This is a genomic window from Chryseobacillus diguaensis (genome assembly GCF_049220665.1).
In the GTDB taxonomy this organism is placed as follows: domain Bacteria; phylum Bacillota; class Bacilli; order Bacillales; family Bacillaceae; genus Metabacillus_B.
In genome coordinates, this window is sequence record NZ_JBMKNV010000001.1 from 316,812 (window position 1) to 328,610 (window position 11,799).

Below are 11,799 nucleotides of genomic sequence, written 5' to 3' on the forward strand. Positions count from 1 at the left end.
AGCCTGTAATTAATCAGGAGGGATTATTCATGAGTTTAAAACCGCATGGCGGCAAATTAGTAAACCAAGTTGATTTAGAGTATCCAGTCCACGAGGTTCATTCAAAAATAGAAATTGATATGACCGCTTTATGCGATCTTGAATTGATTGGAATTGGAGGGTACAGCCCGCTTACAGGATTTCTTACAAAAAAAGATTATTCAAGAGTTGTAGAAGAAATGAGACTGGCAGACGGTACGGTTTGGTCAATCCCTGTTACTCTTCCAGTTAGTAAAGAAGAGGCAGAGAAGCTTGAGATCGGAGAAAAAGTCCGTCTTGAGTATCAAGGTGATACATACGGGGTGTTAACTGTAGCTGACAAGTTTACTCCTGATAAAAATAAAGAAGCAAGAAAAGTTTATTTAACAGATGATTCTGCTCATCCAGGCGTCCAAAAGATGTTCTCGCGGGGAGACGTTTACATAGGAGGAGAAATCGTCCTGACGAAAAGGAAAGCACCTGAACATGAGAAGTATACCTTTACTCCGCTTGAGACAAGGGATCACTTCAAAGTAAAGGGATGGGAAACAATTGTTGGTTTCCAAACAAGAAATCCTGTTCACAGAGCACATGAATACATCCAAAAAGCAGCCTTGGAAACAGTAGACGGGTTATTTTTAAATCCGCTTGTAGGTGAAACAAAATCGGATGATATTTCGGCTGAAATCCGCATGAAAAGCTATGAAGTGCTATTGAAGGACTACTATCCTGAAAATCGTGTGTTCCTTGGTGTTTTTCCTGCTGCAATGCGCTATGCAGGCCCGCGTGAAGCAATCTTTCATGCAATTGTCAGAAAAAATTACGGCTGCACTCATTTCATTGTCGGGCGCGACCATGCCGGTGTTGGTGACTATTATGGAACATATGACGCTCAGAAAATCTTTCAGAACTTCACAAAAGAAGAAATCGGCATTCACCCGTTATTATTTGAACACAGCTTCTACTGCACTAAATGTGAAGGTATGGCTACAACAAAAACCTGTCCGCATGACGCTTCTCACAGGGTCATTCTGTCAGGCACTAAGGTAAGGGAAATGCTTCGCAATGGCGAAGTGCCGCCAGTAACGTTTTCAAGACCTGAAGTGGTCAAAATTTTAATTGAAGGCATGAGAGAAAAAACAACAACCTGAGGGAGGGTTATATTTGGCGCAATCATCCAATACTGTATGGCATGATCATGCAGTAACAAAAGAACAAAGAAGAAGCAAAAACGGACATCATAGCTTTGTCATCTGGCTCACTGGATTATCAGGATCCGGAAAATCAACTATTGCTAATCAGCTGGCAAGTGAGCTGTTTAACAGAGATACACAAGTCTATGTTCTTGATGGGGACAATGTCAGGCAGGGACTGAATGGGGACCTCGGATTTTCTGAACAGGACCGGGTGGAAAACATCCGAAGAATCGGAGAAGTTTCAAAGCTCTTTGTAGACAGCGGTTCTGTCGTTGTCACTGCATTTATTTCCCCGTTTAAACAAGACAGAGAGCAAGTAAGAAATTTGCTTGCCGACAAAGAATTTATAGAGGTATATGTAAAGTGTCCGCTTGAAGAGTGTGAAAACCGGGATCCCAAGGGATTATATAAAAAGGCCCGCAACGGAGAGATCCGAAACTTTACTGGGCTTGATTCACCTTATGAAGAACCTGTCAATCCAGAATTCACGATTGAAACAGATGAAAAATCAGTTTCTGAATGTGTCGATGATCTGCTGGATTATTTAGAAAAGAACCAATATATCAGCAAAAATGCTTAACCTATATAGTGCAGGTTTACCAGTAAAAGACCCGCTATGGTAAGATAGTAAATGAACATCATATCTATTTGAAATCAGGCAATAGTGCACCTAGGAGGAGAAGCATGGGGAAAGTTTATCTTGTCGGAGCGGGTCCCGGTGACCCTGAACTTATCACAATAAAAGCCCTTCGCTGTATCCAGGAGGCAGACGTCATCTTATATGACCGGCTTGTTAACAAAGAGCTATTGGAGCATGCTAAAGAAGGAGCAGACCTGATCTACTGCGGTAAGCTCCCTGATTATCATACAATGAAGCAGGAAACCATAAACCATTTCCTAGTCCGATATGCTAAAAAAGGGAAGGTTGTGACCCGTCTCAAGGGCGGTGATCCTTTTGTTTTTGGCAGAGGCGGGGAAGAAGCTGAAGAACTGGTCAAAAATAATCTTCCTTTTGAAATTGTGCCTGGTGTAACCTCGGGAATAGCAGCTGCAGCCTATGCGGGAATTCCTGTCACACACAGGGATGCAAGCGGAAGCGTCGCTTTCGTTACAGGCCACCGTAAAGAAGGCCAAGAAGAAGAAGATCGCTGGAAAAGCTTAGCCAAAGGCATCGATACACTTGCCATTTATATGGGGGTAAGCCAGCTTCCTTACATTCAGAAGAAACTGATCCAATACGGAAAAAAGGCAGACACTCCCGTTGCAGTCATACATTGGGGGACAATTTCTGATCAAAAAACGGTAACTGGGACGCTTGAAACGATTCATGAAGAAGTAAACAAGCACCAAATCAAAAATCCCAGCATGATTATTATTGGGCAGGTTGTTCATTATCGGAAGCAGCTGAAATGGTTTGGTGAGGATCTTGCAGCAGCTGCAGTAAGCGAGGCCCTTTAACATGCCACAAGCCATTTTATATATATGCCACGGAAGCAGAGTCAAAAAGGCAAGGGACGAAGCAGTGGATTTTATACAAGAATGCCAAAAAACGATTTCTGTTCCGATTCAAGAAATCAGTTTTTTAGAACTTGCAGAACCTTCCATAGCAGAGGGCTTTGAAACATGCATCCAAAAAGGAGCGACTCAAATTGCGGTCGTTCCTTTGCTTCTGCTTACAGCTGTTCATGCTAAAAAAGATATTCCTCGGGAAATTGCGAAGCTTCATAAGAAATACCCAGACATCTCGATTACCTATGGAAAACCGATCGGTGTCCAAGAAAGCATGGCAGATGCCGTATATGAACAAATGAATGATGCCATGACAGACAAGCAGGATACAAGGGTGCTTTTAATCGGCAGGGGCAGCTCAGATCCGGATGTCAAGCGCGACATGATGATTTTAGCTGAATTACTAAAAGAGCGGTATGAATTATCTGCTGTAGATGTGTGTTTTTTAACAGCAGCAGAGCCTTCTTTTGAGACTAAGCTTGCTGAAATGAACCATGTCTCTGAGTCCAATATACTTGTGGTGCCTTATTTACTGTTCACTGGCCTTTTAATGAAAGGGATAGAAAAAGAGATCAAACAAATGAAAACAGATAAAAATATCATGCTTTGCTCTTATATCGGCTATTCTCATCATGTAAGGCAGGCCTTTTCAAAAAGGGTACATGAAGCATTGAACGGCGAATATGGATTCTTCACCTTTGAGGAGGCGGGACAGTGATTCCCCTTTTGATTGATCTGAAAAATGAATCTGTCTTAATTGCAGGAGGTGGAGGCGTGGCTAAAAGGCGTCTTGAGCTGCTCCTTGCTGAAGAGGCATCTATTACCCTCGTAAGCCCTGAAATCGATTCTGACATTAAGGAATGGATATCTCAAGAAAGGCTAACCTGGCTCCCTAGAAAAATAGAGGAAAAAGATCTTTCCGGCTACCGGCTCATTGTCGCAGCGACTAATGACAGCGAGGTAAACCGCTGGATTTCCGAAACAGCCGGTAAACATACTCTTGTGAACGTAGTTAGCAAAGCATCTGAAGGAAACGTACAAGTCCCGAAAATTTTAAAAAAGGGCAGGCTCACGATTTCTATCTCTACAGGCGGGGCAAGTCCTAAGGTATCCAAAGAGCTCGGGAATAAAATAATGCAGCTGCTTGATGATGATCTAGCTGAAAAACTGGATTTGCTTTGGGACGAAAGAAATAATAGAAAATGACATGCCTCTCTGAACTTGGATTCAGGGAGGCATTTTTATTTTATTGAACTTGATTTACCCTCATGTAAAAGGTACTCGGCAGTAAGAATACCCTTTTCGTTCGTAAGAAAGGGAGTCCTCCAATCAATGAGTTTGCCCTCTGAGGGGAAATATAAATACTGCGAATACGATCTAACTAACCACAGATCCACACATTGATCTTCTTGCATTTTGACCATCCATTCATTACGCTTATTAGGAATAATATTAAGAAAATGGGGTTGTGACATGAAAGCACTAGTATTTGATCAATTTGGATCACCAGATGTACTGGAATACAGAGAAATTCCAAGTCCTGAAATTGGACCTGATGAGATACTTGTTAACATGAAAGCAGCCGGCTTGAATTTTGCCGATGTCTACAGAAGAAAGGGCAATTACCATTTGTCCGGAGAACCGCCATACATATTAGGTTATGAAGGTTCTGGCGTTGCCGAAAAAGTCGGCTCTAATATTAAAGACATCAAGCCTTGTGACAGGATTGCGTTTGCTGATGTGCCTTTTGCCAATGCGGAACTTGTAGCTGTACCTTACGAAAAAGCAATTCCTGTTCCTGAAGGCATTTCTCATGAAATGGCAGCTTCTGTTCTTTTACAGGGGTTAACAGCCCATTATCTAACGAAAGACAGTTATCAGGTAAAACAGGGTGACCGTGTACTGATTCACGCCGCAGCTGGGGGAGTAGGGCAGATCCTCCTTCAAATCGTCAAGCTGCTCGGGGGAAAAGCAATCGGATTAACTTCCTCTGACTCTAAACGGGAAATTGCACTCAAAGCAGGTGCTGATGAAGTTTATTTATACAGCGAGCCATGGCTTGAAAAAATCGCCGGCCTCACAGAAGGCCGCGGGCTTGACGCTGCATATGAATCAGTCGGTGTGACGCTTCCGGATAGCTTTGCTGCAGTAAGGACAGGCGGAACAGTCGTCTTTTACGGTATGGCCGGAGGCGACCCTGCTTTAGTTGATCCCCGTATGCTGATGGATACCTCGAAAACACTGACTGGCGGTGACCTTTGGAATGTTCTGACTTCACGCGAGGAACGCCTTACCCGTTCAAGTGAGTTATTCGGATGGATTAAACAAGGGAAAATAGAAATAGCTGAGCCAGCCGTTTTTATGCTTAAGGACGGTGCAGAGGCCCACCGATTGCTGGAAAGCCGCAAAAGCACAGGAAAGATTTTGCTGACACCATAAGCGCAAAAATGCCTCTGAAAGTTATTCAGAGGCATTTTTGATTTCTTTTAGCGGTGGTCTTTGTGATGCCGTTTTACATCATCTATCCCAATCGCAGCTCCATTCCTGCTGGAATCAGCGACTCCTTTAAACCTTCCTTCCTTTCCGTTTATCTCAATGCTCTGGACATTGCCAATCTCTTCAGATGGTTTTGTAAAGTGATGGCCCATGCTGTTCAGTTTTTCAATAACGTCCTTTGGAATCCCGTCTTCCTGAGTGTAGGATGAAAGACTGTTGGTATAAATTCTCGGCTCTTCAACAGCAGCTTTTAATTTCATACCATATTCAAGTTTATTTAAAATAGTTTGAAGCACAGATGCGATGATGGTTGGACCTCCAGGAGACCCAACAGATAGGGCCGGCTTTCCGTCTTTAAAAACAATGGTCGGGCTCATGCTGCTCAATGGACGCTTGTTCGGCTGCACTTCATTTGCACCGCCAGGTACAGCATCAAAGTCTGTCAGTTCATTGTTCAGCATAAATCCATAGCCGGGAACCATAATGCCCGTTCCGAATACTTGTTCAATTGTGGTCGTATAGGAAACAACATTTCCCCATTTATCAGCTACAGTAAAATGGGTTGTCTGACCGATGGCCTTTTTATCCTGTTTTGCTTTCTGATCATAGTTCGCTTGGCCATTTTCATATTTCCAAGGATCACCAGCTTTTGGAGAAGGGTTAACCGTATTTAATGAAATCAGTTTTTGTCTGTCAGAAATATAGCTTGGATCAAGAAGCCCTTTTTCAGGAACCTTAACGAATTCAGGATCGCCTGCATAGACGGCACGATCTGCATAGGACAGATGCATCGCTTCTGATAATAAATGATATTTTTGCCATGATTTAACCGGATATTGTGATAAATGGAAGTCATCCAGCGTCTTTAGCATTTGCAGAAGGAAGATCCCGCCAGAGCTTGGAGGAGGCATGCTGGCAATTTGATAGCCTTTGTAATCTCCCCAGATTGGCTTATCCCATGTGATGTTATATTTTTTTAAGTCATTTGTATTTAATGTTCCTCCAAACCTTTGTACCTCTGCTGCAAGAGCTGCTCCTGCTACTCCTCTGTATAGAACATCCGGTCCTTTTTTCTGGATCAGTTTAAAGGTTTTGGCAAGATCCTTTTGGACAAGCCGGTCACCTTCTTTTAGCGGAACACCATTCGGGACAAATACTTTCCCTGCAGCAGAACGCGAAAGCTTATCTTTGTTGTCGCTGATCGCTTTTGCTAAAACTGAATCGATTGGAAAGCCATGTTCTGCAAGTTTAACTGAGGGAGAAATCAATTTGCTCATTGGGACGGTTCCCCACCTTTTTAATGCCCCGTCAAGCCCTTTCAATGTACCAGGAACCCCTACCGCATTACCTTGAATGTGCCTTTTCTCAAAAGGAATCGGTTTTCCGTCTTGATCCAAAAACATCGTTGGTTTTGCGCCATTAGGAGCCCGTTCTCTGCTGTCAACAATCGAGGTTTTCTTTGTTTTGGCATCATACACCATCATAAATCCTCCGCCGCCTATCCCTGACATCATAGGCTCTGTTGTATTAAGAGCAAATTGAATGGCTACTGCAGCATCGACAGCATTACCGCCTTTTCTTAATACATCGGCTCCGATTTTTGAGGCATAAGGAGTAGCTGTGGCAACCATACCTTTATTTCCGACAGCAACCTGCGAGATTTTCTCATGAATGCTTTCTTTAGGAGCTGCATCAGCCAATAGAGGAGCAGTGCCCAAAAGAAAAGAGAAACAAATTAAAAGTGAAAATGCCTTTTTAACCATGCTAGCCATGAACCTTCCTCCCTTAGTCAGTATCTTTTCCTTTTAACCTTAGAAAGAAATAAGCGCAATTTCAACCAATATGTCCTCATATTCTGAATTTTGTGTATATTTACACATCATTATGATTTTTTTATGGGTATTTTTTCCTTGAAAGATTTAATAAATGCAAATAACGTGGTAATATTTGGGTTAATATGGTATGGAGGGATTTTTATGATTCTTCTCAGAAAGGAAAATTTCAGCGAATACATGAAAAGCTATCCAGTTACTAGTATCCTGCTTTTCTTCATTCTTCTTACAATGATTTATACTTCTTTCATTGGCGGCCTTAGAGATTCATCTGTACTGAATAGGGCAGGAGGAATAGATCCCGTTAAATAAGGCAGGGTGAATACTTCCGGTTGTTTGGAATATTATTCGGCTGGATTCTAATAAAGAAGCCATTTATCGACAGCGATTCGAAGACGGCTATTATCGTATTTATCATAGGGGGCTGGATTGCCACTTTTACCATGCCAAATGTCTCTATTTTAGGCCATGCAGCGGGTTTTGCAGCAGGCATTCTCCTGAGTATTGGTTTGATGGCCAAAGCTATTCAATAACAAATAAGGAACATATATAAAGACTGAATTCAACAAAACGGTTGCTGTTTGTATTAAACAAAACAATAAAAGGTAAAAAAATCGGCAGCCTTTATATGGCTCCCGATTTTTCATCATAAACCTAAAACAGCAGAATGATCGCTGCAATCACAGGTGTCAGAATCAAAGAGCTTTTCAGTATTGGCTTAGGGGCGACATTGGTGAATTTTGCGCCAATATAGGCACCCGCCGTTGTTCCAATTAATACATAAACGAGAAGAAGGGGATCGACAAATCCTTCCGAAAAGTAGCCAATGCCTCCGCCAATCGCAATTGGAAGAATAACAAGCATCGTCGTCCCTACAGATTCTCTGATCGTTAAATTCAGCAAGATCAGTAATCCAAGCTGAATGAAGGGGGCGGAGCCGATACCAAAAGTGCCAGATAGAACTCCAGATACAAGCCCAAGTATTATAGACCTTACCCATATTTCCCCGTTTTTTTCTTGTCCGGTTATTTCTGGCCGATCTTTCAAGATAAAGAGTTTTATCAGCATGAGAATAGCTGATAAGAACAGCATACCAGATGTCAGGTAATGCAAATAACTTCCGGGAATGAACGCTGAGAGCTTAGCTCCAGCAAAAGATCCTGCAGCTGCAAAAATTCCCACTATCAGTCCTATTTTCAGCCGCATGTTTTTTTCCCGGAAGTGACTGTAGGCTCCTGAAAGACTTGTAAAAGCCATTGCAGCGAGGGAGGTTCCAAGAGCAGTGTGAATGGGGGTGTGAAAAAGAACCGTCAAAAGGGCTATGACAAATCCTGCCCCTCCGGCTCCGACGAATCCAAGTAAAATGCCAAGAATAAACATAACTAAGATGACTAGCAAGTAATGACCTCCATTAAAAATGAATACTGTATACAATTTTAGACGAAAGAGAAAAAATAGCAAAGAAATGTGCCTTGTTTCACATTTCCCCGTTTTCCTTTTTCAATATGGGGGTAAAAAAATAAGTGTTCTTAAAAAAGAGCTAGAATCAGGAGGTAACAAACCATGCAGGTACAGCAAGTCTCAAATGAAACACTAATGAAATTTAAAAGAATACGGGCGATTTCAGAAAAAATCGTCGAGCCGCTTCATACAGAGGATTTTGTTATTCAGGCAATTGATGATGTAAGCCCTCCAAAGTGGCATCTTGCTCATACAACATGGTTTTTTGAAAGATTTATCTTAAAGCCTTATCTTGCCTCTTATGAAGAACTGAATAGTGAGTTTGATTATCTTTTTAACTCTTATTATGAAACTATAGGGCCGTTCCATCCGAGAAACAGCAGAGGGCTGCTTACTAGGCCTTCCATTGAAGAGGTTTTTGCTTATAGAGAGCATGTGAATCAGCATATTGAACAGCTGATAGAGGATGAAGATTTTACTGAAAAGGAAAAGGTACTGGAGCTGATGCAAATTGGACTTCAGCATGAACAGCAGCATCAGGAGCTTCTTATAACAGATATTAAATATAATTTTTCCTGCAATCCTTTATTGCCTGTCTATAAGAACAGGGTGGAAATAAAGGAATCAGAAATTTTACATACAGGTTTTGTTAGTTTGAACGGCGGACTAGTAGAAATTGGCACAGATGAAGAAAGTGGATTTTCATTTGACAATGAAAGACCAAGGCACAAAGTTTGGCTTGAGCCATTTTCCCTTGCAGAAAATCCGGTTACGAACGGAGAATATTTGGAATTTATGAAAGATGGCGGATATGAAAAGCCCGAATATTGGCTTTCAGATGGATGGGCCACAACAAAAAAAGAAAAATGGAACGGTCCGCTTTACTGGTTCCAGGAAGAAGGAGAATGGAAGTATTTCACCTTAAGCGGTGTCCGCAAGATTAACCTTTCTGAACCAGTTTGCCATGTAAGCTACTATGAAGCAGATGCCTATGCACGATGGGCAGGCAAAAGGCTGCCGACTGAAGCGGAATGGGAACATGCAATGGAAAAAAGCAGGCTTGAAGGGAATTTTGTTGAACAGGCCAATTTTCATCCTGATTGTGGAGAAAAAACAGATGGGCACTTCCAAAAAGCATTTGGTGATGTATGGGAATGGACAATGAGTCCATATGTTCCATATCCAAAAAGCAAGCCTCTTGAGGGAGCGCTCGGAGAGTACAACGCCAAATTTATGTGCAATCAAATGGTTTTAAGAGGAGGCTCTTGCGCAACATCCTCTACTCATATCCGTCCGAGTTACAGAAACTTCTTCCAGCCAGATAAGCGCTGGCAGTTCAGCGGTTTCAGATTAGCTGGGGAGAGTTTATGACAGTAACAGAAAGAAGGATATCTTATACGGAGTTTCCAAGCCAATCAGCTAATTTTCTGGAAGATGTTTTAAATGGACTGAAGGCGGCAAAAAAACATTGCCATCTAAGTACTTTTATGACAAAAAAGGTTCTGAGCTTTTTGAAGAAATAACAAATACCGAAGAATATTATCCTACAAGAACAGAAATCTCTCTTCTCGAAACGTATCATACGCGGCCCCATTCTTTTTACTTGTTTCTCGACAATTCAAGTATAAAGAGAATTGGTGGCTGCGTGTTTTTTTATGTCGAAATTGTTTCTTAACCCCAACAAATATTATAGAACCAATAAAAAAGCTGCTATAAAGGATTTCCCACCTCATAGCAGCTTTTTTCGATTATTAGATAGAGCAGTTGATTAATTAATGCCCTGCATAAGCTTTTTAATGGCAGGGGATACGGCGAAAAGCACTAATCCTAGTCCTACAGCAATGATCCCAATGACTCCGAAATAAACGATCTCGGTTTTCTCATTGTAAAGCTGTACTATCTGGGCATTGATCCCTTGTGCTGCAGCATTGGATAAAAACCACAGGCTCATTGTTTGAGCAGAAAATGCTGCAGGTGCCAGTTTTGTCGTAGCTGAAAGTCCGACAGGGGACAAACATAGCTCTCCAAGTACACAAAGAAGGAAGCTAAGTACAAGCCAGATCGGATTTACTAAACTTTCTGTGCCGTTCAAAATAGCTGGGAACAGCATGATTAGAAATGAAAGTCCTGCAAAAATCAATCCGAAAGAAAACTTTTTAGGAGTTGATGGCTGGCGATTGCCAAGCTTCATCCAAATCCACGCAAAAACAGGTGCAAGAACGATAATAAACAGCGGGTTGACAGACTGGAACCATGAGGATTCAATTTTTAATCCGCCAAAGTTTAAGTCAGTTCGTTTATCAGCGAAAACCGCAAGAATAGTCGATCCTTGCTCTTGAATGGACCAAAAGATCACCGAAGCAATAAATAACGGAATATATGCAAGCAGTCTCGATCTTTCTACTTCTGACGTTTTATTGCTGAAATACATCACAATAAAGTATAGGATAGGAATGGCAATAGATAAAATGGTTACCAAATTAATAAAGCTGTCAATGGTTAGAATACCAACATTTGCAAAGATGACTCCCACCACAATGATCAGCACTGCGGCTATACCAATTCCAAGGTATATTTTCCCTTTTTGATCATTCGGAAGAGGATTCGGAACTTCCACTCCGGCATTTCCAATATTCTTTTTCTTAGTTGCCATAAAAACGACAAGACCGAGGAACATTCCGATAGCTGCCAATCCGAAGCCGAGGTGGAAATTATATTTCTGGCCTATGGTTCCGACAACTAGAGGTGCAACAAAGGCACCAAGGTTTACACCCATGTAAAAAATACTGAACCCTGAATCCCGGCGGTTATCTGTTTTAGAATAGAGGCTTCCTACAACGTTTGATACGTTTGGTTTAAGTAAACCTGTACCTAAAACGATCAGCACCATTGAGGCAAACAAGCCTGAAATCCCAAATGGCAAAGCAAGTGCAATATGCCCGAGCATAATAAGGACACCGCCAAGAAAAACCGTTCTCGTGCTTCCGGCTAAACGGTCTGCGATCCACCCGCCGATAATTCCAGACATATAAACAAGCGATCCGTAAATGGATACAATTGCAGTAGCGGTGGTTTCATCAATTCCCAGTCCGCCTTTTGTTACTTGAGTGTACATGTAATAAACTAAAATAGCTTTCATTCCATAGTAAGAAAAACGTTCCCAAAACTCTGTGAAAAATAGTGTGAATAATCCCATAGGGTGTCCAAAAAACCCTTTGTTGTTAACGCTTTCATTTGTCAATGGTTCTCTTTTTGCCATTAGCATACGCCTCCTTTTTTCCATGTCT

At 41.8% G+C, this 11,799-nt stretch carries 13 protein-coding genes; 10 read left to right on the top strand and 3 right to left on the bottom strand.

Annotation, left to right across the window (positions count from 1 at the left end):
• The first annotated feature begins 29 nt into the window (after positions 1-29).
• The 6 genes from sat to ACOT8F_RS01590 all read left to right on the top strand — a co-directional run bounded on the left by sat (position 30) and on the right by ACOT8F_RS01590 (position 5,162).
• On the top strand, positions 30-1,169 hold the full coding sequence (gene sat / locus ACOT8F_RS01565; RefSeq protein WP_421649793.1) for a sulfate adenylyltransferase: 1,140 nt from the start codon (positions 30-32) through the stop codon (positions 1,167-1,169).
• 13 nt (positions 1,170-1,182) lie between these two features.
• Positions 1,183-1,794, top strand: coding sequence for an adenylyl-sulfate kinase (gene cysC, locus ACOT8F_RS01570; protein ID WP_421649794.1), 612 nt, complete (start codon positions 1,183-1,185; stop codon positions 1,792-1,794).
• Between the two features lie 104 nt (positions 1,795-1,898).
• On the top strand, positions 1,899-2,672 hold the full coding sequence (gene cobA, locus ACOT8F_RS01575) for a uroporphyrinogen-III C-methyltransferase (protein ID WP_421649795.1): 774 nt from the start codon (positions 1,899-1,901) through the stop codon (positions 2,670-2,672).
• A gap of 1 nt (position 2,673) precedes the next feature.
• Positions 2,674-3,441: a sirohydrochlorin chelatase gene (locus ACOT8F_RS01580; protein ID WP_421649796.1), complete on the top strand. Its 768-nt coding sequence runs from the start codon at positions 2,674-2,676 to the stop codon at positions 3,439-3,441.
• The gene (locus ACOT8F_RS01585) at positions 3,438-3,929 is read left to right on the top strand and encodes a precorrin-2 dehydrogenase/sirohydrochlorin ferrochelatase family protein (RefSeq protein WP_421649797.1); all 492 of its coding nucleotides are present in this window, start codon (positions 3,438-3,440) and stop codon (positions 3,927-3,929) included. The genes ACOT8F_RS01580 and ACOT8F_RS01585 overlap by 4 nt, the downstream gene beginning before the upstream one ends.
• A 267-nt stretch (positions 3,930-4,196) precedes the next feature.
• Positions 4,197-5,162 carry a quinone oxidoreductase family protein gene (locus ACOT8F_RS01590; RefSeq protein ID WP_421649798.1) on the top strand — a complete coding sequence of 322 codons (966 nt, stop codon included), beginning with the start codon at positions 4,197-4,199 and terminating at the stop codon, positions 5,160-5,162.
• A 47-nt stretch (positions 5,163-5,209) separates the two neighbouring features.
• Here ACOT8F_RS01590 and ggt read toward each other — a convergent pair whose 3' ends face one another.
• Positions 5,210-6,982 (bottom strand): gamma-glutamyltransferase, encoded by a 1,773-nt coding sequence (gene ggt / locus ACOT8F_RS01595; RefSeq protein ID WP_421650026.1) that lies wholly within the window; start codon positions 6,980-6,982, stop codon positions 5,210-5,212.
• 213 nt (positions 6,983-7,195) lie between these two features.
• Between ggt and ACOT8F_RS01600 the strand changes: the two genes are divergently transcribed.
• Positions 7,196-7,363 carry a hypothetical protein gene (locus ACOT8F_RS01600; RefSeq protein ID WP_421649799.1) on the top strand — a complete coding sequence of 56 codons (168 nt, stop codon included), beginning with the start codon at positions 7,196-7,198 and terminating at the stop codon, positions 7,361-7,363.
• A 20-nt stretch (positions 7,364-7,383) separates the two neighbouring features.
• Positions 7,384-7,584 carry a rhomboid family intramembrane serine protease gene (locus tag ACOT8F_RS01605; RefSeq protein WP_421649800.1) on the top strand — a complete coding sequence of 67 codons (201 nt, stop codon included), beginning with the start codon at positions 7,384-7,386 and terminating at the stop codon, positions 7,582-7,584.
• Between the two features lie 121 nt (positions 7,585-7,705).
• Here ACOT8F_RS01605 and ACOT8F_RS01610 read toward each other — a convergent pair whose 3' ends face one another.
• Complete coding sequence (locus tag ACOT8F_RS01610; protein WP_421649801.1) at positions 7,706-8,449, bottom strand: sulfite exporter TauE/SafE family protein; 744 nt, start codon at positions 8,447-8,449, stop codon at positions 7,706-7,708.
• A 165-nt stretch (positions 8,450-8,614) separates the two neighbouring features.
• On the opposite strand from ACOT8F_RS01610, the gene egtB reads away from it, so the two are divergent.
• Together egtB and ACOT8F_RS01620 are read left to right on the top strand one after the other, a co-directional pair.
• Entirely contained in the window at positions 8,615-9,883 is a 1,269-nt protein-coding gene (gene egtB, locus ACOT8F_RS01615) for an ergothioneine biosynthesis protein EgtB (RefSeq protein ID WP_421649802.1), read from the top strand.
• A gap of 97 nt (positions 9,884-9,980) precedes the next feature.
• The gene (locus tag ACOT8F_RS01620) at positions 9,981-10,187 is read left to right on the top strand and encodes an L-histidine N(alpha)-methyltransferase (protein ID WP_421649803.1); all 207 of its coding nucleotides are present in this window, start codon (positions 9,981-9,983) and stop codon (positions 10,185-10,187) included.
• A 93-nt stretch (positions 10,188-10,280) separates the two neighbouring features.
• Here the strand turns inward: ACOT8F_RS01620 and ACOT8F_RS01625 are convergent, their stop codons facing one another.
• On the bottom strand, positions 10,281-11,771 hold the full coding sequence (locus ACOT8F_RS01625; RefSeq protein WP_421649804.1) for a peptide MFS transporter: 1,491 nt from the start codon (positions 11,769-11,771) through the stop codon (positions 10,281-10,283).
• Between the last annotated feature and the right edge of the window lie 28 nt (positions 11,772-11,799).